General features: G+C 66.9%; 23 protein-coding genes and 2 pseudogenes. 19 read left to right on the top strand and 6 right to left on the bottom strand.

Features of this window, described 5'->3' with window-relative positions:
• Nucleotides 1-13: 13 nt before the first annotated feature.
• The 4 genes from purN to ABLE92_RS02800 all read left to right on the top strand — a co-directional run bounded on the left by purN (nt 14) and on the right by ABLE92_RS02800 (nt 4,323).
• Nucleotides 14-595, top strand: a complete 582-nt coding sequence (gene purN, locus ABLE92_RS02815) for a phosphoribosylglycinamide formyltransferase (RefSeq protein WP_348803213.1) — start codon at nt 14-16, stop codon at nt 593-595.
• Nucleotides 592-2,169 carry a bifunctional phosphoribosylaminoimidazolecarboxamide formyltransferase/IMP cyclohydrolase gene (gene purH / locus ABLE92_RS02810; protein WP_348803029.1) on the top strand — a complete coding sequence of 526 codons (1,578 nt, stop codon included), beginning with the start codon at nt 592-594 and terminating at the stop codon, nt 2,167-2,169. Before purN ends, purH begins: the two co-directional genes overlap by 4 nt.
• Nucleotides 2,170-2,307: 138 nt before the next feature.
• Nucleotides 2,308-3,054 (top strand): sulfite exporter TauE/SafE family protein, encoded by a 747-nt coding sequence (locus ABLE92_RS02805; protein WP_348803028.1) that lies wholly within the window; start codon nt 2,308-2,310, stop codon nt 3,052-3,054.
• A 321-nt stretch (nt 3,055-3,375) separates the two neighbouring features.
• Nucleotides 3,376-4,323, top strand: coding sequence for a TauD/TfdA dioxygenase family protein (locus ABLE92_RS02800; protein ID WP_348803026.1), 948 nt, complete (start codon nt 3,376-3,378; stop codon nt 4,321-4,323).
• A gap of 87 nt (nt 4,324-4,410) precedes the next feature.
• On the opposite strand, the gene ABLE92_RS02795 is transcribed toward ABLE92_RS02800, so the two are convergent.
• Nucleotides 4,411-5,217 carry a hypothetical protein gene (locus ABLE92_RS02795; RefSeq protein ID WP_425476228.1) on the bottom strand — a complete coding sequence of 269 codons (807 nt, stop codon included), beginning with the start codon at nt 5,215-5,217 and terminating at the stop codon, nt 4,411-4,413.
• Between the two features lie 288 nt (nt 5,218-5,505).
• Here ABLE92_RS02795 and ABLE92_RS02790 point away from each other — a divergent pair, with 288 nt between their 5' ends.
• The 3 genes from ABLE92_RS02790 to ABLE92_RS02780 are packed head-to-tail and all read left to right on the top strand — an operon-like array spanning nt 5,506 to nt 6,943.
• Nucleotides 5,506-5,874: an ArsR/SmtB family transcription factor gene (locus ABLE92_RS02790; RefSeq protein WP_348803023.1), complete on the top strand. Its 369-nt coding sequence runs from the start codon at nt 5,506-5,508 to the stop codon at nt 5,872-5,874.
• Nucleotides 5,868-6,362, top strand: a complete 495-nt coding sequence (locus tag ABLE92_RS02785) for an SRPBCC domain-containing protein (RefSeq protein WP_348803212.1) — start codon at nt 5,868-5,870, stop codon at nt 6,360-6,362. The genes ABLE92_RS02790 and ABLE92_RS02785 overlap by 7 nt, the downstream gene beginning before the upstream one ends.
• Nucleotides 6,359-6,943: a TIGR03086 family metal-binding protein gene (locus ABLE92_RS02780; protein WP_348803022.1), complete on the top strand. Its 585-nt coding sequence runs from the start codon at nt 6,359-6,361 to the stop codon at nt 6,941-6,943. The genes ABLE92_RS02785 and ABLE92_RS02780 overlap by 4 nt, the downstream gene beginning before the upstream one ends.
• Before the next feature lie 5 nt (nt 6,944-6,948).
• Here ABLE92_RS02780 and ABLE92_RS02775 read toward each other — a convergent pair whose 3' ends face one another.
• A complete protein-coding gene (locus tag ABLE92_RS02775; protein WP_348803021.1) occupies nt 6,949-7,425 on the bottom strand; it encodes an OsmC family protein in 477 nt (158 codons plus the stop codon).
• 196 nt (nt 7,426-7,621) lie between these two features.
• On the opposite strand from ABLE92_RS02775, the gene ABLE92_RS02770 reads away from it, so the two are divergent.
• Together ABLE92_RS02770 and ABLE92_RS02765 are read left to right on the top strand one after the other, a co-directional pair.
• Nucleotides 7,622-9,067 carry a sigma 54-interacting transcriptional regulator gene (locus ABLE92_RS02770; RefSeq protein ID WP_348803020.1) on the top strand — a complete coding sequence of 482 codons (1,446 nt, stop codon included), beginning with the start codon at nt 7,622-7,624 and terminating at the stop codon, nt 9,065-9,067.
• A gap of 12 nt (nt 9,068-9,079) precedes the next feature.
• Complete coding sequence (locus ABLE92_RS02765; protein ID WP_348803019.1) at nt 9,080-11,065, top strand: vWA domain-containing protein; 1,986 nt, start codon at nt 9,080-9,082, stop codon at nt 11,063-11,065.
• Nucleotides 11,066-11,094: 29 nt separating this feature from the next.
• On the opposite strand, the gene ABLE92_RS02760 is transcribed toward ABLE92_RS02765, so the two are convergent.
• Nucleotides 11,095-11,670 carry a hypothetical protein gene (locus tag ABLE92_RS02760; RefSeq protein ID WP_348803018.1) on the bottom strand — a complete coding sequence of 192 codons (576 nt, stop codon included), beginning with the start codon at nt 11,668-11,670 and terminating at the stop codon, nt 11,095-11,097.
• Nucleotides 11,671-11,814: 144 nt separating this feature from the next.
• Here ABLE92_RS02760 and ABLE92_RS02755 point away from each other — a divergent pair, with 144 nt between their 5' ends.
• Nucleotides 11,815-12,423: a DUF1707 SHOCT-like domain-containing protein gene (locus tag ABLE92_RS02755; protein ID WP_425476232.1), complete on the top strand. Its 609-nt coding sequence runs from the start codon at nt 11,815-11,817 to the stop codon at nt 12,421-12,423.
• A 9-nt stretch (nt 12,424-12,432) separates the two neighbouring features.
• Here the strand turns inward: ABLE92_RS02755 and ABLE92_RS02750 are convergent, their stop codons facing one another.
• Nucleotides 12,433-13,077, bottom strand: coding sequence for a TetR/AcrR family transcriptional regulator (locus ABLE92_RS02750; protein ID WP_348803016.1), 645 nt, complete (start codon nt 13,075-13,077; stop codon nt 12,433-12,435).
• A gap of 84 nt (nt 13,078-13,161) precedes the next feature.
• On the opposite strand from ABLE92_RS02750, the gene ABLE92_RS02745 reads away from it, so the two are divergent.
• Complete coding sequence (locus ABLE92_RS02745) at nt 13,162-14,667, top strand: MFS transporter (protein ID WP_348803015.1); 1,506 nt, start codon at nt 13,162-13,164, stop codon at nt 14,665-14,667.
• 46 nt (nt 14,668-14,713) lie between these two features.
• On the opposite strand, the gene ABLE92_RS02740 is transcribed toward ABLE92_RS02745, so the two are convergent.
• Nucleotides 14,714-15,646, bottom strand: coding sequence for an AEC family transporter (locus tag ABLE92_RS02740; protein WP_348803014.1), 933 nt, complete (start codon nt 15,644-15,646; stop codon nt 14,714-14,716).
• 148 nt (nt 15,647-15,794) lie between these two features.
• Between ABLE92_RS02740 and ABLE92_RS02735 the strand changes: the two genes are divergently transcribed.
• The 3 genes from ABLE92_RS02735 (at nt 15,795) to ABLE92_RS02725 (ending at nt 17,497) form a co-directional block, all read left to right on the top strand.
• Nucleotides 15,795-16,451, top strand: a complete 657-nt coding sequence (locus ABLE92_RS02735) for a DUF4190 domain-containing protein (protein ID WP_348803013.1) — start codon at nt 15,795-15,797, stop codon at nt 16,449-16,451.
• A 150-nt stretch (nt 16,452-16,601) separates the two neighbouring features.
• Nucleotides 16,602-16,775, top strand: a complete 174-nt coding sequence (gene rpmF, locus ABLE92_RS02730; RefSeq protein ID WP_348803012.1) for a 50S ribosomal protein L32 — start codon at nt 16,602-16,604, stop codon at nt 16,773-16,775.
• An 83-nt stretch (nt 16,776-16,858) separates the two neighbouring features.
• Nucleotides 16,859-17,497: a trimeric intracellular cation channel family protein gene (locus ABLE92_RS02725; protein ID WP_348803011.1), complete on the top strand. Its 639-nt coding sequence runs from the start codon at nt 16,859-16,861 to the stop codon at nt 17,495-17,497.
• A gap of 376 nt (nt 17,498-17,873) precedes the next feature.
• On the opposite strand, the pseudogene ABLE92_RS02720 reads toward ABLE92_RS02725, so the two are convergent.
• Nucleotides 17,874-18,643, bottom strand: a pseudogene (locus ABLE92_RS02720) (SDR family oxidoreductase).
• Between the two features lie 167 nt (nt 18,644-18,810).
• Here ABLE92_RS02720 and ABLE92_RS02715 point away from each other — a divergent pair.
• The 5 genes and pseudogenes from ABLE92_RS02715 (at nt 18,811) to ABLE92_RS02695 (ending at nt 24,120) form a co-directional block, all read left to right on the top strand.
• A complete protein-coding gene (locus ABLE92_RS02715) occupies nt 18,811-19,758 on the top strand; it encodes an AurF N-oxygenase family protein (protein WP_348803010.1) in 948 nt (315 codons plus the stop codon).
• Nucleotides 19,758-21,341: an FAD-dependent oxidoreductase gene (locus ABLE92_RS02710; protein WP_348803009.1), complete on the top strand. Its 1,584-nt coding sequence runs from the start codon at nt 19,758-19,760 to the stop codon at nt 21,339-21,341. Before ABLE92_RS02715 ends, ABLE92_RS02710 begins: the two co-directional genes overlap by 1 nt.
• Before the next feature lie 17 nt (nt 21,342-21,358).
• Nucleotides 21,359-21,729 (top strand): annotated as a pseudogene (locus ABLE92_RS02705) (DUF2834 domain-containing protein).
• Between the two features lie 103 nt (nt 21,730-21,832).
• Nucleotides 21,833-22,519 carry a response regulator transcription factor gene (locus tag ABLE92_RS02700; protein WP_348803008.1) on the top strand — a complete coding sequence of 229 codons (687 nt, stop codon included), beginning with the start codon at nt 21,833-21,835 and terminating at the stop codon, nt 22,517-22,519.
• Nucleotides 22,520-22,701: 182 nt separating this feature from the next.
• Nucleotides 22,702-24,120, top strand: a complete 1,419-nt coding sequence (locus ABLE92_RS02695) for a HAMP domain-containing sensor histidine kinase (protein WP_348803211.1) — start codon at nt 22,702-22,704, stop codon at nt 24,118-24,120.
• Nucleotides 24,121-24,190 lie beyond the last annotated feature (70 nt).

Here is a 24,190-nt window from a genome sequence, read left to right as displayed (position 1 = left end):
GGCGATCGTCGTGATGGCTTCGGGAACCGGGTCGTTGCTTGAGGCGATCCTGGCGCGGGCCGCCGGTCCGGCGGCGCCGTTCACGGTGGCCGCGGTCGTCGTCGACCGTGATTGCCGCGCAGGCGACCTCGCCGCGCAGGCCGGCATCAACGTCCTCACCTGCAAGGTCGGTGATCACCCTGATCGTGCGGCGTGGGACGTCGCGTTGCGCGATGCGGTGGCCACGGTCGGACCCGACTGGGTTGTCACGGCAGGCTTCATGAAGATCCTTGGGCCGAGTTTTCTCGAACGGTTCGCCGGCCGGATCGTGAACTCGCATCCGGCATTGCTGCCCGCGTTTCCCGGGGCGCACGGTGTGGCCGACGCACTCGCCTACGGGGTCAAGGTCACCGGCACCACGGTGCACCTCGTCGACGCCGGCGTCGACACCGGCCCGATCCTGGCGCAGGTCGCGGTGACCGTCGACACCGGGGACACCGAAGAATCCCTGCACGAACGCATCAAATCGGTGGAGCGCGTGCTGCTCACCGACGTGGTGACAGAACTTGTCACCCGAGGAGTTGTCATCGACGGACGAAAGGCCCACATTCCGTGAACGCACCGAGCACCGACGCGACTCGTCGCCCCATCCGCCGCGCACTGGTCAGTGTCTACGACAAGAGTGGACTCGCCGAGCTCGCGGCCGCGCTGAACGCTGCGGGCGTGGAGATCGTGTCGACCGGTTCGACCGCCAAGACGATCGCCGCCGAGGGCATTCCGGTGGTCGAGGTCGCAGACGTCACCGGTTTTCCGGAATGCCTCGACGGTCGCGTGAAGACCCTGCATCCCAAGGTCCATGCCGGCATCCTGGCCGACAGCCGCAAGCCCTCGCACGTCGAGCAACTCGCCGAATTGGGCGTTGCCGCTTTCGATCTCGTCGTCGTGAACCTCTATCCGTTCACCGACACCGTCAATTCCGGTGCCACGCCGGACGAGTGCATCGAGCAGATCGACATCGGCGGTCCGTCGATGGTTCGTGGTGCGGCCAAGAACCATCCGAGCGTCGCGGTGATCGTCGACCCCAACGACTATGACGCGGTGGCCGCCGCTGCCGGGGCGGGCGGATTCACCCTCGCCGAACGACAGGGATTCGCCGCCAAGGCATTCCGGCACACCGCCGAGTACGACGTGGCGGTGGCGTCCTGGATGTCGGAGGTGGTCTCGCCCGCAGCGGACGGCTCGGAGTTCGGTGAGTGGGCCGGTGCGACCTACCGTCGTTCGGCGGTACTCCGCTATGGCGAGAATCCGCATCAGGCCGCAGCGCTGTATCTGTCGACCTCCGACTACGAGGGTCTGGCGTCGGCAGAACAGTTGCACGGCAAGGAGATGAGCTACAACAACTACACCGACTCCGATGCGGCGTGGCGTAGTGCCCATGACTTCGACGTCCCGGCCGTCGCGATCATCAAGCACGCCAACCCCTGTGGCATCGCCGTCGGCGCCGACATCGGTGAGGCGCACCGCAAGGCGCACGCCTGCGACCCGGTCAGTGCCTACGGCGGTGTGATCGCGGCGAATCGTGAGATCACCGTGGAGATGGCCGAACAGGTCGCCGAGATCTTCACCGAGGTCATCATCGCCCCCGGTTTCGCCGACGGTGCACTCTCGGTTCTGCAGCGCAAGAAGAACATCCGCATCCTGCGTGCGGTTCCCCCGGTCCGCGGCGGCATCGAGACCCGTCCCATCACCGGTGGTCTGCTGATGCAGGACCGCGACATCCTCGACGCCGACGGTGACGATCCCGGCAACTGGACCCTCGCGGCCGGTGCCCCCGCCGATGATGACACCCTCGCCGATCTCGAATTTGCTTGGCGGGCATGCCGTTCGGTCAAGTCCAATGCGATCCTGCTGGCCAAGGACGGCGCGTCGGTCGGTGTCGGCATGGGTCAGGTCAACCGCGTCGACTCGGCACACCTCGCGGTCACTCGTGCGGGTGAGCGTTCGGTGGGCAGCGTCGGTGCGTCCGACGCGTTCTTCCCCTTCCCGGACGGCCTGCAGGTCCTCATCGCCGGGGGAGTCAGCGCCGTGGTCCAGCCGGGTGGATCGATCCGCGACAACGAGGTGATCGAAGCGGCGAACGAGGCCGGGATCACCCTGTACCTCACGGGTGCACGACATTTCGCACACTGACCGACCTGCGGCGCCCACTCGACGGGATATGGCGCCCACTCGACGGGATATAGCGCCCACTCGACGGGGTATTGCGCCCACTCGACGGGATATAGCGCCCACTCGACGGGAAATGGCGCCCACTCGACGGGGCCGCGGGTGAGCGTTCTCGAATTCGGTTTGCTGATCCTGGCGGGCTTCGGGGCGGGTCTCATCGGGTATGTCACCGGCCTGGCGTCGGTGGTCAGCTATCCCGCGCTGCTGGCCGTCGGCCTGAGCCCGATCGCGGCCAATGTCACCAACACCGTGGCGTTGGTGACGGTCGGCGTCGGCAGCATGGGGCAGTCCGGTCGGATTCTGCTCGACGGTGACCGTCGTCGCCTGTACACCGGCGTGGTCGCGTCGCTGATCGGCGGAACCGTCGGTGCGCTCATCCTGCTGCTCGCCCCGGCCGACAGTTTCAAGATCATCGTTCCCTACCTGGTGGCGCTGGCCGCGGTGGCGTTGCTGATCCAGCCGCAACTGCGGCGCATCGCCGCCAAACATGCCGACCGCCCGTGGATCTGGTTCCTCGGGCTCGGTATGATCTCGGTGTACGGCGGCTATTTCGGGGCCGGCGCGGGGATCCTGCTGCTGGCCCTCGCGCTGGTGGTGACCAACGAACCGCTGTGGCGGGCGACGCTGTTGAAGTCACTGTTTCTCGGCGTCGCCAATCTCGTCGCCGCCATCGGGTTCGCCTTCTTCGGGCCGGTGCATTGGCCGGCGGCATTCGCGATGGCCATCGGATGTCTGATCGGTGGGTGGTGTGGACCACCGGTCGTCAAACGCCTGCCCGCCGGGCCGTTGCGGATCGCGGTCGGGATCGGCGGACTCGGCCTGGCGGTGTGGCTCGCCGTCAATCCCTGACGGTTCGGTGTTCGAGGGTTTTTCCCACGCTGACGCCAACCCTTCGCCGATGTGCCGGGACCGGATAAACAGGTGGGGTGACCCGATCCAGCCGACCCGCCTCGACGTGCCGCCCGTCGTCATCCGTGCGACACTTCGCTCTACCAGCGGTCGGTCGATGCGGATCTCGATACGCGCTTCGACGGCGGCAGGGAAGGTACGCGATGACTCGGTACGGCATCGGCCATCGCATGAACTGGTCGGACGGTTCGCATCACGGATCACCACCGTGGGCTCTCGGAATCCCCGGAATCACTCACCTGCATCCGAGAAGGAACCCGCATGACCATCTCCATCCCCGGCAAGCCCACCACTGACCTCACCGACGCCGACCTCACCGGCACCGACCTCACCGGCACCGTCACCGATCCCGTCGTCACCTCCGGTGTCGAACTCGACATCGACGAGTTCGGTCCCAGCTTCGGTGCCGAGATCCGCGGCACCAGCGTGGCGCTGGCCACCGACGACGAGGTCCGCGCCATCCGCGCGGCGCTCATCGACTACAAGGTGATCGTGTTGCGCGATCAGTACCTCGACGACGCCCAGCACATCGAGTTCGGTCGCCGACTCGGCGATCTCACGATCGGACATCCGGTGTGGGACAGCGGGGATGTGCCCGACGAGGTGTACGCCCTCGACAGCGCCGACAACGGTTTCGCCGACGTCTGGCACACCGACGTCACGTTCATGCCGCGTCCGCCGATGGGATCGATCCTGCGCCCGGTGGTGTTGCCCCGCAACGGCGGTGATACCAACTGGGCCGATGCCGAACTCGCGTATCGGTCGTTGTCGGAGCCGGTCAGGGCGCTCGTCGAGCAGCTCCGGGCGGTACACGACGGTAGCCGCGAATTCGGGTACTACCTCAAGCAACGGCGTAGCGGGCGTGGAAATGTGTGGGACGGAAAGGAAGTCACCGAGCTTCCGCCGGTGAGTCATCCGGTGGTGCGCGTGCACCCGGAGACCGGACGTAAGTCGCTGTTCGTCAACCCGGGCTTCACCTCCCACATCGAGGATGTGTCCGACGCCGAGAGCCGCGGCATCCTCGATCTGCTATATGCCCACCTCACCAAACCGGAACACATTGTGCGCCATCGCTGGCGTGCCGGTGACCTGGTGCTGTGGGACAACCGCAACACCCTGCACTACGCCAACCGCGATTACGGCGACAACCGCCGCGTCATGCATCGCATCACGTTGCGTGGCGATGAGCCGCGCGGGGTCGCACGCTGATCCGGTCCACCCGAGCGAGGCGCCAACTCGAGTGACTGAAAGCGTCCCCGTGGGACGGTCTCGCCGGATTATTGCGGTGAGACCGGCTCAGGGGGACGTTTTCGGTCGTGACAGACGGTGCTTCCCCGGCTTGGTGATGGCGAGGATGTCCTCGAGTGTCTCGTCCCAGCCGTATAGCACGTCGTCGTAGGTCAGGCGCATGCTGATGAGGTTCTGCGCGACCGATTTTCGATCACGTCGCCGGTCCTTTCGGTAGCTCTCGAGGCTGGTGTGGTGCAGTTTGCTGTCGCACTCGAGGAGTAAGCGTCCGAGCTTGAGGTCGACGTGGCCGACATCGTCGATCGCCGGCTGCACCTCCACATGAAAGCCTCTCAGGTACAGGCGATCTCGAACGAGGCTCTCGGTGCCGGATTGGGAACGATGGTCGCACCGCAGCAGGAGTCGGTCGATATGGGCGCTGACGTAGGGCAACTGGGAGCGTAACTCGGCGACCTTGATGCCCTGGGAGTTCATTACCGAGTCGGCGCAGGCGATCCAGTCCTCGTCCGTCATGCATCTCGCGGCGCAGGCCAGTGCGACCGGGACGGAGTCCAGAATCGTGTCGATCGGCAGCGGTCGTCCGGGCAGTACGCAGAAGTCACGGCGACGGCACTGAGCGTGTTTGGTGGCCCGAACGTGCAGGGAGTCATAGCCGGGCGGCACCCATACCCCGTGCTTCTTCAGCGCCGAGACGCAGCTCAGGCTTCCGCCGCGTCGGCATGCGGACAGTGCGGTGGTGTCGGCATCGGGCTTTGCGTACCAACCGCGCCGCACCTGTGTCAGTTCGCCTCTGCGCACCATCCGGCGCAGGTCGTTGTCGGTGAGGTCGGATGCGAGTAGTTCGGCGCGGGACATGATTCCGAGGTTCATGCGGGATTGGACGCGCGGCGGGCCGCGACGGTTCCGTCGGAACCGTGGGAAAAGGTGGCGCAACGCGCAATGCCCACAAACGTCCCCGTGACGCGGTCTCGTCGCAATATTCCGGTGAGCCGGTGCCACGGGGACGTTTGTGGTCATCGGCGCCGGTGCCCTTCGGTCTCGGGTGTCCGGCTCCGACCAGACCCGCCGAATTCAACCAAAAGGTTGACAAACAGGCCGTACCGGCGCAGAGTCGTATTCAACCAAACGGTTGAGGAGGGCAGGGTGGCCGACGACGAGCTCTCGAAAGTGTTCGCCGCACTGGCGGATCCGACGCGACGCGACATGGTCGCGCGGCTGGCGGTCTCCGATGCGACGGTCAGCGAACTCGCAGAACCCTACGACGTCAGTATCCAGGCGGTCTCCAAACACCTCAAGGTGCTCGAGGACGCCGGGGTGGTCTCCCGAACCCGTGAGGCACAGAAACGTCCGGTCCACCTGGAGGCGCAGGTCTTCGATCTGATGGCCGCGTGGATCGACCGATACCAGCATGCCGCCGAGGAGCGTTACCGCCGCCTCGACGCACTTCTGGACGACATGAACGACATGAACGATGACGCATCACCCCACCACCAGAAAGGCCGCGCATCATGAGCACGTCCACCCGCTACCCCGAAGCCGTCATCGAAGCCGACGCCGAGGTACCCATCATCCACATCACCCGCGATTTTCGCGGTACCCCAGCGCAATTGATGCGCGCCCACACCGATCCCGAACTGTTCGTGCGCTGGGTCGGGCCGTCGTCGATCTCCAGTCGCATCATCGACTGGGATGTCCGCGACGGCGGCAGCTGGCGTTACATTTCCGAACGCGACGGTGAGCAGTACGGCTTCCGTGGCTGCTTCCACACCGTCTCCGACGACACGATCGTTCAGACCTTCACCTTCGAGGGCATGCCCGATCAGGTTGCGCTGGAGACACTCTGGTTCGAAGACCTCGGCGACGGGATGACCCGCCTGCACGCCCAGTCGCTGTGCGACTCGTTCGCCGCCCGCGACGGCTGGCTGGCGTCGGGGATGGAGGTCGGGGTCAACGAGGGATACGCCGCCCTCCAGTCGCTGATCGAATCGGGACAGATGTGAACGCGCCACCGGCGGTGACCGATCTGCCTGCGGCGCAACGCCACCGGTTCATCGCCGACGGATTCACCAATGTGGTTGTCGCCGTTTCGGACTGGGATGCGCCGACGCCCGTGGCGGAATGGACCGCGCGCGATGTCGTCGCCCACCTCGTCGAATGGTTCCCCGGATTCCTTGCCGGCGGCGGTATCACGCTGCCGCCGACGCCGCACCCCGCCGACCGCCCGGTCGCCGCCTGGCGAGCGCACGCCGCCGCCGTGCAGGACCTGCTCGACGGGCCGTCGGCGCGCCAGACCTTCAGCCACCCGATGGTGGGGCGGTTCCCACTCGCCGATGCCATCGACACCTTCTACACCGCCGACGTCTTCATGCACACCTGGGACCTGGCCACAGCGGTCGGCATCACACCCGACCTGGACGCCCGCTTCGCCGAACACCTCCTCGACGGGATGGTCGGGATGGAGGACATCCTGCGATCATCCGGACAGTACGGACCGGCGGTGCCGGTGGACCCCGACGCCGACCCGGTCACCCGTCTCGTCGGGTTCATCGGCCGCGATCCGCAGTGGCGTCGGGGCACCTGACACGCTCAAACGTCGAGCGGCGCCTGAGTCCAACGATTGGTGAAACGCAGACCGCTGCGAATGAACAGCTGACTCACCGGGCACCGACGCTCCACCTCGGAGACGAAGCGGTCGAACTGTTCCGGAGACGCATCGGAGCTCACGGTCGCCTCGACGGTGACCGCCTCGAAGTTCGCGTTGCCGTCGGCGCCGGTGACCAGCACCGCGGTGTCCAGATCGCCCTGAATGCGAAAGTCGAATGAGCCCAGCCTGATTCCGAGGTCCTTGGCCACCAGAGCGGCGGTCACCTGATTACACGAGGTGAGGGCGCCGAGGGCGTAGAACAGCGGGCTCGGCGCCTCGTCGCGACCACCGAAGGCGGGGTAGGCGTCGGTGTCGAACTCGTGGCCGGCGTCGCCGTCGACGACGAGATGCTGGGCGACCCCGGTGCCCGTGGCAGTCACCACGAACGGGACGACGGACGTACGGATGGTTGATGTCATATGGGCTCCTCGGGGCCGATGAGGTGGCAACTGGGGGGCGGGAACGTCACGAGTTTCCCGGGGAGGCGGCTGCGCGCCCAGGGTTGTGCGCGTGCTGGGCGCAAGTGGTCCGGTCCGCCCGCGTCTCCGCGGCCCGCCGCACCCCGAGGGGAGGGCCGCTCGCGAACCGCGTGCCCGCCTCGGCAACGGGAGTACCGTGGAGAAGGTGCCAGAGGAGAACACCATCGCCACCACCTCTCAGAGAACCGAAACCCGCCACCCCTCACCCCGGACGCTGGGCGAACTCCGCGCGAGCGGTCACATTCAGCGCAGCGTGCGCGACGAGATCCGCAACAACCTCCTGATCGCGCTGCGGGCGGGAAACGATCCGTGGCCGGGCATCGTCGGCTTCGAGGCCACCGTCGTGCCGCAGCTCGAACGTGCGTTGCTGGCCGGTCACGACGTGGTGATGCTCGGCGAACGCGGTCAGGGCAAGACGCGCCTGCTGCGCACCCTCGTCGGGTTGCTCGACGAGTGGACGCCGGTGATCGCCGGCTCCGAACTCGGTGAGCATCCGTACGAGCCGATCACCCCAGCGTCGATCCGCAAGGCCGCCAATCTGCTCGATGACCTGCCGATCGAATGGCGACACCGCAGCGAGCGCTACAGCGAGAAACTCGCCACCCCGGACACGTCGGTGGCCGACCTCGTCGGCGACATCGACCCGATGAAGGTGGCCGAGGGCCGCAGCCTCGGTGACCCGGAGACGATCCACTTCGGGCTGATCCCGCGCGCCCATCGCGGCATCGTCGCCATCAACGAACTGCCCGACCTCGCCGAACGTATCCAGGTCTCCATGCTCAACGTGATGGAGGAACGCGACATCCAGGTCCGCGGTTACACGCTGCGCCTGCCCCTCGACGTCCTGGTGATGGCGAGTGCGAACCCGGAGGACTACACCAACCGCGGTCGCATCATCACCCCGCTCAAGGACCGCTTCGGCGCGGAGATCCGCACGCACTATCCGCTTGAACTCGACGATGAGATCGCCGTCATCGAGCAGGAGGCCGACCTCACCGCGACGGTGCCGACCTTCCTGATCGAGATCCTGGCGCGGTTCACCCGCTACGCCCGCGATCATCCGTCGATCGACCAGCGATCCGGTGTGTCCGCGCGCTTCTCGATCGCGGCCGCCGAGACAGTCGCCGCCGCCGCGTTGCATCGCGCCGCGGTCGCCGGCGAAGAGACACCCGTTGCCCGCGTCGTCGACCTGGAGTCGGTGATCGAGGTACTGCGCGGCAAGATCGAATTCGAATCCGGTGAGGAAGGCCGCGAACTGGAGATCCTCGAACACCTGATGCGCAAGTCGGTCGCCGACACAGTGCGGGCGCACCTGGGCGGAATCGACATGGCGCCGTTGGTGTCCGCGCTGGAATCGGGTGACCTCGTCGTCACCGGCGACCGGATCACCGCCGCGGACTTCCTCGACTCATTGCCGTCGCCGGAGACCACCGGCGAGGTCATCGACGACATCGCCGAACGGCTCGAGGCGACCTCCGACGGTGAACGCGCCAGCGCCGTCGAACTCGCGTTGGAGGGCTTGTTCCTCGCCCGACGCATCGGCAAGGAAGCCGATGAGTCGGGGCAGACCATCTACGGCTGAGGGGAGAACCCCGTGGTGGGAAAGAACTTTCACCGGTCCCGCTATCAGCGCTACACCGGTGGGCCGGATCCGCTTGCGCCACCGGTGGATCTGCGGGAGGCGCTGAGCGAGATCGGCGACGACGTGATGAGCGGCGCGAGTCCGCAGCGGGCGCTGCGGGAATTCCTGCGCCGCGGGTCGCAGAACATGACCGGGCTGGACAAGCTGCGTGAGCAGGTCAATCGGCGACGCCAGGAACTGCTCAAGAAGCGCAACCTCGACGGGACGTTCACCGAGATCCGGGAACTGCTCGACCGCGCGGTACTCGAGGAGCGCAAACAACTCGCCCGCGACCTCGACGACGACGCGCGCTTCGCCGAGATGCAGATCGGGTCGTTGCCGCCGTCCACCGCGCAGGCCGTCGAGGAACTCGCCGACTACCGGTGGCGCAGCCCGCAGGCCCGCGAGGACTACGAGAAGATCAAGGATCTGCTCGGCCGGGAGTTGCTCGACCAACGATTCGCCGGCATGAAGGAGGCGCTCGAAGGGGCGACCGAGCAGGACCGCCAACAGATCTCGCAGATGCTGTCGGATCTCAACGCACTCCTCGACGCCCACAACCGTGGTGAGGACACCACCGAACAGTTCGCCGACTTCATGGACAAACACGGCGATCACTTTCCCGAAAACCCCGGTAACACCGAAGAACTCATCGATTCGCTGGCGCAGCGGGCCGCGGCGGCGCAGCAGTTCTACAACTCGTTGAGCCCTGAACAACGCGCCGAACTCGACCAGCTCGCCCAGCAGGCGTTCGGTTCGCCGGAGTTGATGAGTCAACTCGCGCAGATGGATTCGGCGTTGCGGCAGGCGCGTCCCGGGCTGGATTGGGATGGCTCGCAAGAGTTCTCGGGGGATCAGCAGATGGGCCTCGGGCAGGGTGCCGCGGCGTTACGTGACATCTCCGAACTCGAGGCGCTGTCCGAACAACTCTCGCAGCAGTATGCCGGTGCGCAGATGGACGACATCGACATCGACGCCCTCGAACGTCAGCTCGGGGAGCAGGCCGGTGTCGACGCGCGCACGCTGCAAGAACTCGAGAAGGCGCTGCGCGAGGAGGGCTTCTTCGACCGCACCTCCGACGGCCAACTTCGCCTGAGCCCCAAGGCGATGCGTCAACTCGGACAGTCGATCTTCAAAGACATCGCCGATCAGATGCACAGCCGCGGCGACCGTCAGACCCGCAACAGTGGGCTGCTCGGTGAACCGACCGGAGCCACCCGCGAGTGGGCGTTCGGTGACACCGATCCGTGGGATGTGTCGCGGACGGTGTCCAATGCCGTGCTGCGGACGGCGGCCGAAGGTGCGCCGAGCACCGCCGGGCAGCCGGCGGTGCGGATCGACGTCCGCGACGTGGAGGTCGCCGAGACCGAGGCGCGGACCCAGGCGGCGGTGGTGCTGCTGGTCGACACCTCGTTCTCCATGGAGATGGAGGGTCGCTGGACGCCGATGAAGCGCACGGCGATCGCCTTGAATCACCTGATCTCCACCCGATTCCGCAGCGATGAGCTGCACCTCATCGCGTTCGGGCGGTATGCGCGGTCCATCGACATCGCCGAGCTGACCGGGCTGCAACCGCGCATGGAGCAGGGCACCAACCTGCATCACGCGCTGCTGCTCGCGCAGCGGCATCTGCGGCGATTCCCGAACGCCCAGCCGGTGGTGCTGGTGGTCACCGACGGCGAGCCGACCGCCCACCTCGATCCCAGCGGCGAACCGTTCTTCTTCTATCCGCCGCATCCGCAGACGATCGCATTGACCGTCCGCGAACTCGACCACGTCGCCCGGTTCGGTGCGCAGGTCACCTTCTTCCGGTTGGGGGAGGATCCCGGTCTGGCGCATTTCATGGATCAGATCGCCCGGCGCATCGGTGGGCGGGTGGTGGCACCCGACGTCGACGGACTCGGCGCGGCCGTCGTCGGCGATTACCTGAAATCACGGCGGGGTCGTCGACGCGGATAGGCGGGTCGGCGTCAGGGCGTGAAGCTGGGTCAGAGTGTGAATCCGGGCCCGGCGGCGGGACCGCCGGGCGGACCGAGCGGCGGCGGAGTGCGCCGGTCGCGATTGCGGCCGACGAGCCACAGGATGATCCCGACGACGATGATGAACAGTCCGAACAAGCCGCCGAAGACGGCCAGCAGGATGCCGCCGATCCCGGAGAGCAGGCCACCCACGGCCAGCGGCGGTGCCCCGACGACGTAGGTGTCGCCGCAGTCGATGACGTAGTCGCCGGTCTCGGTGAAGGAGTACTGCGCGAAGGATCTCACCGTGGTGTGGTTGTAGGTGAACGACGACGTGACGTTCGAATCCTGTCGCTGCACACCGGGTCCGGTGATGGTGCACTGCGGCAGGGCGTCCTCGAAGGCGGTCTGGGTGCCGGGGGCGTAGAGCGCGAGGCTCTCATCGGCCCAGAAGTGTTTGGTGGTCGGGCCGTGGATCTCGAAGGCGCTGTTGGTCTGATCGGTGACCTTGGAGATGCCGGTGACCCCGAGGAGCACCCCGGCACCGACGCTGAGGACCAGCGCCACGACGCCCAGAAAGGTGAGGACCTTGCCGACTCGTGTCATCAGGCGATCGTGCCAGAAAACCGGCCGACTCAGGGTGTATCTCAGGGTCATCACTCATGCGTCGGGGCGACCGACCCGCCTAACCTTGGTGGCGTGACCACTTCTGACGATTCGACGGCATTCGGTGACGACCGCGCGGCGCGGATGCGTGCCGCCGACGCCGACCGGGAACTCGTGCACGAGATCCTGTCGGCGGCGATGGAACAGGGCAGTCTGTCTCCCGAGGAGTACTCCGACCGAGCAGGAAAAGCGTTGACGGCGAAGACATTCGGTGATCTCGACGCGTTGACCGACGATCTGCCGGTCACCCAGCTCGGAGTGCGGCTGCCGGCCGCCGGGGCGCCGTATCCGTCGCGGGTCACCCCGCACAGTGGTCGTGAGCCGGTGCGGTCGCGGTTGGCGATCATGTCCGGCAGCGAACTCAAGGGGCAGGCGGCCGTCGCCGAGCATCTGTCGGCCACCGCCATCATGGGTGGCGTCGAGATCGACCTGCGCCAGGTCGAGTTCACCGAGCCGCACCTGACGATCCAGTGCGTGGCCATCATGGGTGGCGTCGACATCACCGTGCCGCCGGATGTCACCGTCGAGATTGACGGATCGGCGGTGATGGGCGGCTTCGGCGGCAAGGCGGCGGGACCGGGGGCACCCGGCGCTCCGGCCGTGCGCGTCACCGGATTCGCGTTGATGGGTGGCGTCGAGGTGAAACGCAGGGAACGGGGCGAGGCGCCCAAGAAGTTCTGGGGTTGTGGCTGATCGGGTGAGTCAGTCGAGTATTCCGTAGATCATGCGGATGATGGCCTCCGCCAAAGCATTCCGGGTGGCGATGTAGGCCGTCTCCGACGTCGTGGTGGTGGCCGTCAGATCGGCGAGACGTCCGTCACGCACGATGTAGACCAACGTGGCCAATTCGGTCGCCGGTGGGCCGTCCGGCGCCAGCCCGAGTGCCCGGTCGCGGTCGATCTTGGTGGCCAGTCGTTCGATGAACCGCTGCCGCGCACGACCGATGAAGTCCTCGAGTGGGGGATAGCCCGAACCCTGGGGGGACTGGCCGACGCATGCCAGGATCGGGCCATTGGCGCGCCAGATGTCGGCGATCGCGTCGAGTTGGGCGCGGAGCAGGTCCGGGTGCGGGCCGTCGGAGTCGAACCACTCGTGGGTCGTGGAGAACTGATCCCAGGTCTGCTCCATCAGCGTCGCGAGCACGGCCTGCTTCGAGGGGAAGTAGAAGTAGAAGCTCGTTCGGGAAATGCCTGCGGCCGAAGCGATCTCGTCGATCGTGACGTCGGCCATCGGACGGTGCGTCAGTAATGACCGGGTGGCGGTGAGGATCTGCTCCTCGCGTTGGTCACCCTTGGAGGGGGTACCCCGGCGACGGGCGGAGGTGGTCCGCGCGGTGCTACTGGCCATGAGTTCATCGTAGAACCCGCCCAAAACAGACACTGTGTCGACTCGAATCGACACGATGTCGACTTTCGTCTTATGGTGGTCGTCATGACCGCATCTCAGACCTCCACGAGGGCGTCGTCGCCGACGCTGATCCTCGTCGCCGCCGCGTCGTCGGTGCTGCTTCTCGCGATGATCCAGACCCTCGCGGTGCCGGTGCTACCGCAGATCGGAGAGCAACTCGGTGTCTCGTTGACGACGGTCGGATGGGTGACGACCGCGACGATGCTCTCGGCGTCGGCGCTGACGCCGCTGCTCGGCCGTCTCGGTGACGTCTACGGCCACAAGCGCATCATCCTGATCGCGCTGGTGATCACCTTGGTCGGCAGTCTGCTTGCGGCACTGACCCATTCGATCGGAGTGCTGATCGTCGCGCGGGTGTTGCAGGGCGCGAGCTTCGGCCTGTTCCCGCTGGCGATCAGCGTGCTCCGGCACGAACTTCCCCACCAGCGGCTCACCGGTGCCATGGCGATCACCGCCTCGGCGCTCGGGGTGGGCAGTGGTCTGGCGCTGGTCGCGACCGGGCTGCTGACCAAGGGCGACGCCGACTACCGGCGCATCTTCTGGCTGTGCGTCGCGATGACGGCGATCGTGCTGGTGATGATGGTGTTCGCGGTCCCGGATCGTCGGGGCGCCGGCGGCAGCGTCGACTACGTCGGTGCCCTGGTCCTGGCCGTCGGGCTGGTGTGTCTGCTGCTGCCGACCTCGCAGGGCCACGATTGGGGCTGGGGATCGGCCCGCGTCATCGGCCTCTACGTCGCGGCCGTCGTCGTCCTGGTCGGGTTCTGGATTCTGCAGTCGCGCAAGCGTTCTCCGTTGGTGTCGGTGGACCTGCTCACCCGGCGCGCGGTGCTCGCCACCAACACCGCCTCGCTGTGCGTCGGATTCGCCATGTTCAGCGTGTTCCTCGGCGCCACCTACTTCGTGCAAACCCCCGACGCGATCGCCGGATACGGATTCGGTGCGTCGGTGCTGACGACCAGCGTGGTGTTCATGCTTCCCGGCGCGGTGGTCTCGATCCTGGTCGGACCCGTCGCCGGTGCGGCGGTGGCCCGCCGCGGTCCGCGCGTGGTGCTGCTGGTCGCCGCGGTCGTCGGCATCATCGGCATGCTGCTGCTGACCTTCCTGCACGCCAACACCGGCGAGATGATCGTCGGGCTGGTGATCGCCAACGTCGCTGTCGCGGCGGCGTACGCGGCGATGCCCGCGCTGCTGGTCGGCAACGTCGAACCGCACGAAACCGGCATCGCCAACTCGATCAACTCGATCATGCGGACCGTCGGCGGGGCGGTCGGCAGTGCCGTCATCATCACGGTGCTGGCCGCCGAGGCCGCGTCGCACGCGGTGGGTGGTACGTCGGTGTCGCTGCCCACCGAGAACGCCTACCGGGTGGCGTTCCTGCTGGGTGCCGGCGCGTTCGCGCTCGCGGCCTTGCTGGCGGCGTTCGCCATCCCACGGCATGCGGCGCATCAACTGACGGCCCATCAGCGCGAGGAGGAGATCGCCCTCGGCGCGGCCGGCGAGTTCGCCACCGCGTCGGTCGACGTCGACTGATGCGCGACGTCGACTGATACGTCGGCGGTCGGTCGGCGCCGGCTACTCAGGCCAACAGCCACGCGATGATCGCGATGGCCGGGATCGAGGCCAGGGTGGTGATGAGCGCGGTGTCGCGGGCCAGGATCTGGCCTCGCCGATAGCGGGTGGCGTACACCACGACGTTCTGCGCGGTCGGCAGCGCGGCGATGACGGTCTGGGCGAACAGCTGGTGACCGGTCTGGTGGAAACCCCAGCGGGCGATCACATAGGTCAGCAGGGGCATCGCCACCATCTTGAGAACCGTCGCCAGCACGATGTCGCGACGCGGACTCTCGCCCTTCTTGAAGATCGCCGCCCCCGTCAACGACAGACCGAACGCCAGCAACGCCCCCGGCACCGACATGTTGCCGAGCATCTTCAGCGGTTCCAGAACCGCCTGTGGGAGGTGCCATCCGAGTGCGGAGATGACGACACCGGCGAGCCCGCCGATGACGATCGGGTTGGTCAGCGGCAACACCACCGCGTCCCGGAACGGGTGCCCGGTGCCGCGTTCGAGGGCCGTCATGTCCAGTGCCGCGAGCGCGATCGGCGAGTAGATCAGGATCTGGAACAACAGCAGGGGCGCGATGAACGAGGCGTCGTCGAGCACGAAGATCGCGATCGGGACGCCGAGGTTCACGCTGTTGACATACGACGACGCGAGCGCGCCGATCACCAGATCGGGGGTGTCGCGCCGCAGGATCACTTTCGCGATGACGGCGTACAGCGCGCCCACCGCGAGCGCACAGCCACCCGCGATGACCAGCGTTGCCGAGAAGATGGTCGACAGATCGGTGGTGACCAGCGAGTAGAACAGCAACGCCGGAGTCGACACGAAGAAGACCAGGCGGGAGAGCACCTCGTGGGCGTGCTCGCCCAGCACGCCGGTGCGGCCGAGGAGGAAGCCGACGCCGACCATGATGAAGATGGCGGTGAAACCGGACACGACTCCTGACACTCGAGTGAGTCTATGACCGCCAGTCCGGGCCGGACGCAACGCGTGCGTTCGGATGAATCGGACCGTTCCGACGCTTGCGAGACGCCGGGTGCTGGTTACGCTGGGCGCGCACACACGACGTGTGACAGTGACGCAGGGAGGCCGTTCCATGCCCGAACCGACCGACAATCCCGTGCCGGGATCGGGTCCGTTCGACCCCGTCGAGAGCGAGAAGACGACCATCGCGCCGCGGCCGAGTATCGACTTCTCCAAGAAGCCGTCGCCGGGGTCGTCGCACGGATCGTCGACGCCGTCGGGTGCTGACTCGTCGCAGTGGCAGCCGACCCGGCTCAATCCGGTGTCGGCGCCGACACCGTCGCTGCCGCCCCGTCCACCTGCGCCACCGGCCCTCCCGCCGCTGCCACCGCCTGCCGCGGCCACGCCGCCACCGGTGTACGGCGCGCCGCAACCGCCGCTGCCCACCTACGGCACACCGTCGGCGCCGCCGCCGATCGGGGTTCCCGTGTACGGGCAGCCGGTCTATGTGACACCCCTGGTCGTCGGCGCGCCGGCACGCAGGACCAACGGCATGGCAACGGCCGCGCTGGTGGTGTCCATCATCGGATCGTTCATGTGTCTGGGCTGGTTGGGCATCATCTTCGGGCTGATCGGCCGCAGACAGATCCGGGAGTCCCAGGGCGCCGAAGACGGTGACGGGATGGCGATTGCGGGCATCGTCATCGGTGCACTCAACCTGCTCGGGCTGGTCGTTACGGTGCTCTGGTACGTGTTCGCGATCCTGTTGGTCGCGTCCTCCGGTTACTGAGGTCCCGGCCGTTTTGGATCCCGGCCCATCCGGCCTGTAGTCTGGTCGGGTTGCGTGTCGCGCCCCATGGCCGCCGACGCGCTGACCAAGAGCAACCATCCCCTTCGCGGAGCGGATGGTCGGCGAGACCACGTAGAGAAGGGCACGATCATGGCTGTACCGAAGCGCCGGATGTCGCGGGCGAACACCCGTACCCGTCGTTCGCAGTGGAAGGCGGAGAACCCCGCACTCCAAGAGGTGAAGGTCGCCGGCGTTGCGCAGCGCATCCCGCGCCGTTACGCCAGGGCCGCGCAGGCCGGGATCATCGATCTCGACCGCCGCTGAGTTAGGCCGACCGGTCACCGGTCACTGACACCACGACCGCTCCGGGAGACCGGGGCGGTCGTTTTGTTTGGTCGTAGGCTTCCATGCTTCTCGAGATACTCAACATCGCCGGCATCGCGGTGTTCGCCGCGTCGGGCGCACTCCTCGGTGTTCGCAAGGACTTCGACCTCTGGGGCATCCTCACCGTCGGCGTGCTCACCGGCGTGGGTGGTGGCATCCTGCGCGACGTGCTGCTCGGCATCACCCCGCCGACGGCCGTGCAGAACTGGCCACCGATCCTCACCGCGGTCATCGCGAGTCTCGTCGTGTTCTTCTTTCACCCCGCCTTCGCCGAACTCCGACGCACGATCCTGGTGCTCGACGCCTTCGGTATGGGTCTGTTCGCGACGACGGGCGCCGGCATTGCACTCGACGTCGACGCCAGCGTATTCGCGGCGATCCTGGTCGGGATGCTGACCGCGATCGGCGGCGGAGTCCTGCGTGACGCTCTCGCCAACGAGATCCCGCTGCTGCTCCAGCCGGCCGACCTCTACGCGGTGCCCGCGCTGGTGGGCGCGTGCCTGTACGTGGCCGGCGAGACATGGCTGCCACAGTTTCACAACCTCGTCCTCATCGTTTCGGCGATCACCGCCACCGCCCTGCGTCTGGCCGGGCTGGCGTGGCGATGGCGACTGCCCACCGCCCCCAACATCGTCCGGTGGCCGAGGCGCCGCCGGCCCTGACGACCGCCCGCTCGCCGGCTCCCGCCGGCCGGCTCTGCCCACCTACCCGCAGGTCGAGGTGTGAGGAGCGCCGGCGACGAGCCTCGAGGCCTCTTGTGCAGCTGCTGGTTCCGGCCCAACGGCGGCGTCGTGTGGAGGGGTCTCGACGGGCTCGACCGACGGAAGGGCGTCTCGACCGACGGAAGGCGAGCGCTGTGAACGTCGAGGCGAGCGCTGTGAACGTCGAGGTGAGCGCCGTCAACGTCGAGGTGAGCGCCGTCAACGTCGAGGAGAGCGCGGTCAGCCGGGGCCGGTTTCATTCTGCGTGAGTGAATCGGACGATCAACACGCTTCCCGGCCTTCCCTTCAACGGCGGATCGGCGACGAGGGACGAGAACTACTGGGCCAGGAACTTGTTGACGGTCCGGTTGACGACGTTCGGGATGAACTTGGCGGCGTTGCCCAGCACCAGGGTCTGGGTGCCCACCGAGTAGCTGGTGCGATGCAGTAGCCGATCGACGCGGTTGGGATGCACCGATTCGAAGACCTTGTGGCCACCTGTTCTGGGGTGATGTGCACGCCGAGGGTCTTGGTGGTCTTGGCGTCGTTGTCGGCGAGGGCGGTCTTGGCCCACAGCGGCCAGATGCTGACGACGCGGATGTCGTCGGACTCCCACTCCAGCTCGAGCGCTTCGGTCAGCCCGGCGACGTAGAACTTCGCGGCACTGTAGGTGGCGATGCCCGGCTGGCCGTAGATCGCCGACGCCGAGGCGATGTTCACCAGGTGGGCGCCCGGGGTGGCCTTGAGGTAGCGGTAGGCGGCCTGCGCACCGAGGGTCACGCCGAGGGCGTCGATGTCGATCTGCGCGCGGATCGCGGCGGGGGAGATCTCGTCGAGGCGACCGGCCACCAGGACACCGGCGTTGTTGTCGAGCACATCGAGGGTGCCGTCGGTGTGCGAGGTGAACTCGGCCAATGCCTGCTGCCACTGCTCGGGCTCGCGGACATCGAGCACCCCGGTGATGAAGTTCGGGTGATTGGCCTTGACCTTGTCGACGGCGTCCTGATTGACGTCGTAGACCCCGACGGTCCATCCGGCCCGCTCGAATCGCTGCGCCGTGGCCAGCCCGATACCGGCCGCACCGCCGGTGATGAAGATCGATGACATGTGCTCTCCTAGCTTCTGAACTGCAAAGACGCCTCGCCCCACAGAACTTACTCACGAGTATAGATCTGTGGCTGTTTACTCCGTCACAGCCTCCTGCTATCTTGACAACAAGCGTTGATAAGACAACATCCGTTGTCATCGACCAGGACGATACGGAGGCACGCGATATGACCGCCGCAATGGAACACGCCGCACACGACCACGACGAGCAGGACGCCGTCGTGGTGAGCATGCAGGATCACGACACGAATGAGGTGTCGGCCCGGCTGCTGGCGTCGGCGGCCCGGCTCTCCCGCAACGCCATGACCGAGATCGACTGGGACCTGCCGATGGACCCCACCAAGTACGGGTGCAGCCCGGAATGGTCGTCGCTCTACGGCACCGCGTACTGGGACGAACTCACCGAGGAGCAGCGCATCTCGGTGACCCGTCACGAGTTCGCGTCGATCATGAACATCGGCATCTGGTTCGAGATGATCCTGCAGGAGATGGTCGTCCGCGACCAGTACCTCGGCGAGTACCACAGCCCCGAGTTCCAGTTCGCGCTCACCGAGATCGCCGACGAATGCCGTCACTCCATCATGTTCGCCAAGGCCAGCGAGAAGATGGTCGGCACCTCTTACCGCCCGTCCAAATTCGTTGGCCGACTGGGCAAGTTCTTCAAGGCCACCGCCAAGAACGAGGTCGCCTACGCCGGCATACTCGTGGCCGAAGAGGTGCTCGACGTGTTCCAGCGCGGCTGCATGCGTGATGATCGGGTGCTCCCGTTCATCCGGACCGTCAACGAGATCCACGTCCTCGAGGAGTCGCGGCACATGAAGTTCGCGCGCCAGGAGGTGCGCGAATCCCTGGAAGGTGTCGGCCGCGCCCGACGCGCCTTCAGCGCCCTCTACATCTCCATCGGCGCTTACATCATCGTGTCGAATCTGGTTCAGCGCCAAGCGTTTGTCGATGCCGGCCTTGACGCCGACCGCGCCGTCGCCGAGATGAACGCCAACTCGCACTTCCACTCGATGATCCGCAGCAGCTGTGCGCACCTGATGGAGTTCCTCGACGAGGTCGGACTGCTGACCCGTCCGGCGATGTACTACTACCGGAAAGCCAACATGCTCTGATGTTTGTCATCACTCAATCCTGCTGCAGCGACGCGGCGTGCGTGTCGGTCTGCCCGGTCAACTGCATCCACCCGACCCCCGAGGAACGCGGCTTCGGCAGCTCCGACATCCTGCACATCGACCCGGTGGCCTGCATCGACTGCGGTGCCTGCGCCGACGCCTGCCCCGTCGACGCGATCTTCCCGGCCGACAAGCTCGGCACCCGTGACAAGGTCTTCCTCGACATCAACGCCGACTACTACAAGAACAACCCGGACGTGACGTCGGGCTGGAGCGGCGTCACCTATCCCGACATCCCGAAACTGCCTGCGGGACTGCGTGTTGCGTTGGTCGGGACCGGGCCGTCGGGTGGCTACGCGTTGCGCACGCTGCTCGATCGCACCGAGGCCGACGTCACCGTCATCGACCGGCTGCCCACCCCCGGCGGACTGGTCCGCGCCGGCGTCGCCCCCGACCATCCCGGCACCAAGGGTGTGCTGCACGGCTTCGACCTGCTCTACCGCGATCCGCGGGTCACGATGGCCACCAATGTGTCTGTGGGACAAGGCCCGGACGACATCACGCCGGCCGAACTCGCCGAGCACTTCGACGCCGTCTTCTACGCGGTCGGCGCCAGTGAGTCACGGCGCCTGGGCATTCCGGGTGAAGACCTGCCCGGTTCCACCTCGGCCACCGAACTCGTCGCGTGGTACAACGCGGTGCCCGGCGCCGACGTCGCCCCGCCGATCCGCCACGACGACGCGGCATCGGGCCGCGCGGTGATCGTCGGCACCGGCAACGTGGCACTCGACGTCGCCCGCATCCTGGTGTCGCCGCCGGAGTTGTTGGCCACCACCGACATCGCCGATCGCGCACTGCACATCCTGGAACAGCAGAACGTCCACGAGGTCGTCGTGCTGGGCCGTCGGGATCAGGCCCATGCCGCCTACACTTCGGCGGAATACCGTGCGCTGTCCACGATTCCGGGTGTCGAGGTCGTGGTCCACGACGACCCGGAGGCCCCGTTGCCGGATCTGTCGGGTCCGGCCGACCCGGCCTCGCGACGCATCGTCTTCCTGTTCCACAGTGCGCCCACCGCGATCATCGGCACCGCCGGTGTCGAGGGCGTCGACGTCACCACCGGTACGCGTGAGCACCGCATCGCCGCCGATCTCGCCGTGCGTTCCATCGGGTACCGCTCGGTGCCCATCGCCGGATTGCCGTTCGACCAGACGCGGGGTGTCTTCCCGAACGACGAGGGCCGCATGCTCGACGAACACGGCGCGGTGATGCCCGGCGTGTACGTCGTCGGCTGGGCCAAACGCGGCCCCAGCGGCGGCATCGGCGCGAACAAGTTGTGCGCGCAGAACACGGTGGAGGACTTCATCTCCGACGCGGCCAACGGTGTGCTGCCGCGCAGTGCCCGGGAACCCGGAGACTTCGGCAAACTGCTGCGGGCCCGGACACGTCACGTCATCGGGTACCGCGGCATGCGGGCCATCGACCGCATCGAGCGTCGACGCGGCCAGGAACAGGGACGTCCACGCGTCAAGTTCACCCGCATCCCCGACATGGTCGGGGCGGCGGGCAGACGTCGGAAGTAACGGTGCCGGACGTGACGGTGCCGGCGACGACGGCGGCAGGTACCACGCCGGACGTCCACCCGGCGTGGTACCGACGTTCGTTGCTCGTGGTGTTCGTGGCTTCCTTCATCACTCAGAACGCCATCGCCGTGCCCTACGTCATCCAGAACGGTCCGGGTTCGGTGAAGGACTTCTTCGTCGGCGACATCCTGCGGTCGACACCCGGCCGGTTCGCCATGGTTAACCTGGCCTTCGTGGTGATCGGATTCCACCTCTGGGCCTTCGCCGAGGCACGCTCGCTGGGCATTCTGCGGTGGTGGCTGGCGTCGCTGGCACTGACCTTCGGAGTCGGGATCGCACGGCCATCCCGTTCTTCCTGCTGGCGCGGGAACGGGCGCTGGCGGGTTGAGTACCTCGGGTGCCGGGCGCGGACGCCGTACCCGTCACCCCTGCACGGATGACGTGGGGTGTTGCTCAGCCACATCTCAGACGTTGTGGATAAAACTAGACACATGCGCATACTCGTGGTCGACGACGATCGTGCTGTCCGAGAGTCGTTACGCCGATCGCTGACGTTCAACGGATACTCCGTCGACACCGCGGGCGACGGCATCGAGGCGCTGGAGAAGATCGTCGCCGAACGACCCGACGTCGCCATCCTCGACGTGATGATGCCGCGTCTGGACGGACTCGAGGTGTGCCGCCGGCTGCGCTCCACCGGCGACGACCTCCCGATCCTGGTGCTGACGGCCCGTGATTCGGTGTCCGAGCGGGTCGCCGGGCTCGACGCCGGAGCTGATGACTACCTCCCCAAACCCTTCGCGATGGAAGAGCTCCTCGCCCGGCTGCGGGCGTTGCTGCGTCGCGCCGCACCCGACGACGGAGCCGAATCCGAGACGCTGACCTTCGCCGACCTGTCCCTGGACCCGGTGACCCGTGACGTCTACCGCGCCGAGCGGCAGATCAGCCTCACCCGCACCGAGTTCGCGTTGCTGGAAATGCTGATGGCCAACCCGCGTCGGGTGCTCTCCCGCAGCCGCATCCTCGAGGAGGTGTGGGGCTATGACTTCCCGACGTCGGGCAACGCCCTCGAGGTGTACGTCGGCTATCTGCGACGCAAGACCGAGGCCGAGGGTGAGTCGCGGCTGATCCACACCGTGCGCGGTGTCGGATACGTCCTGCGAGAGACTCCGCCGTAGTGGGTGACCCGGACGATCTCATGGTGAATCTCGATCCCGTGCCCGGCGCGGCGCAGCGGCACGCGTCGGTGCCCGACGCTGCCGCATCGGGGTCGGCCACCGGCGCACACCGGGTGACGCCGCCGGCTGCCAAGCGTCGATTCCGGCTGGGCGGCAACGGCAACGGCAGGGACGACGGAGAGATGCGCGATCCGCTCACCCTCACCCGCACCGTCTCCCTGCGGGTCCGGGTGACGTTGCTGTCGGCGACGGTGGTGTTGCTCGCCGTCAGCCTGATGGCCGGCGCCGCCTACTTCGTCGTCTATCGGGCGATGTACAACGAGATCGACACCGGTCTGGAAAGCCGCGCCGACGGCATGACGTTGCTCGCCAAGCTCGGGACGCTCAATCAGCGCCCGACCGCGCTGATCACCGGCACGGTGTTCTCCACCAACATCTCGATTGCCCTGGTCCGGCCCGACGGCTCGGCGCTGCGGATCGGCATCGTCCCGTTCGGGGACACCGAACGGGCCATCGCGGAGTCGACCAACAGCCCGGGCACCAACAATCAGAGTCTGCGCACGGTGAACGGTCAGCGAGTGCTGGCCCGCAAACTCGACGACGGCAACACCCTGGTGCTGGCGCAGTCGTTGCTACACACCGACCGCATCCTCAAACGCCTGGCGTGGGTGATGCTCGTCGTCGGCTGCGGCGGCGTCGCGCTGGCCGCGCTGGCCGGGATGACGGTGGGGCGCACCGGGCTGAGACCGGTGGCCCGATTGACCAGGGCCACCGAACGGGTGGCCCGCACCCAGGACCTCACGCCGATACCGGTCACCGGTAACGATGAATTGGCGCGCCTGACAGAGAGTTTCAACACCATGCTGCGGGCCCTGGCCGAATCACGGGTCCAGCAGGCGAGATTGGTGGCCGACGCCGGCCACGAACTGCGCACACCGTTGACCTCGTTGCGCACCAACCTCGAATTGCTGATCGCGGCAAGTGAACCCGGGGCACCGCCGGTGCCGGTGGCCGACATGGTGGAACTGCGGTCGGATGTGATGGCCCAGATCGAGGAACTGTCCACTCTCGTCGGTGACCTCGTCGATCTGGCCCGCGAGGATGCGCCGGAAGTGGTGCTCGAGGAGATCGATCTCGCCGAGGTGATCGAGAATGCTCTCGAACGGGTCCGTCGTCGGCGCACCGATGTCGAGTTCACCACCGAGGTCAGCCCCTGGTACGTCTTCGGCGAACCGCAGGGACTGGCGCGTGCGGTGCTCAACGTGCTCGACAACGCCGCGAAATGGTCGCCCCGCGGACGCGCCGTGGTGGTCACCCTCACCCAGATCACCGTGACGACGGCCGAACTGACCGTCGCCGACGCCGGCCCCGGTATCCCCGAGGAGGATCGCGACCTTATCTTCGAGCGGTTCTACCGCTCCACCCAGTCGCGATCCATGCCGGGATCGGGTCTGGGGCTGGCGATCGTGCGTCAGGTGGTGACCCGGCTCGGCGGGACGGTGCGTGCCGAACAATCCGACCTCGGCGGTGCACTCATCCGAATGACCCTGCCCGGGCATCCGGTGCCGGTGGAACCTTCCCCGCAGGTGGTTCGTCACTAGATCAGTGGACGCGAACGCCGTTCTACCGGCGGTTCGCGGTACCCATCACCTAGGGTTGTTTGCGCTGCCG

This window comes from Gordonia oleivorans, assembly GCF_040044975.1.
GTDB classification, from domain to species: domain Bacteria; phylum Actinomycetota; class Actinomycetes; order Mycobacteriales; family Mycobacteriaceae; genus Gordonia; species Gordonia oleivorans.
Note: the sequence above shows the minus strand (reverse complement) of the source record. Positions and strands in the feature narration are given on the sequence as shown.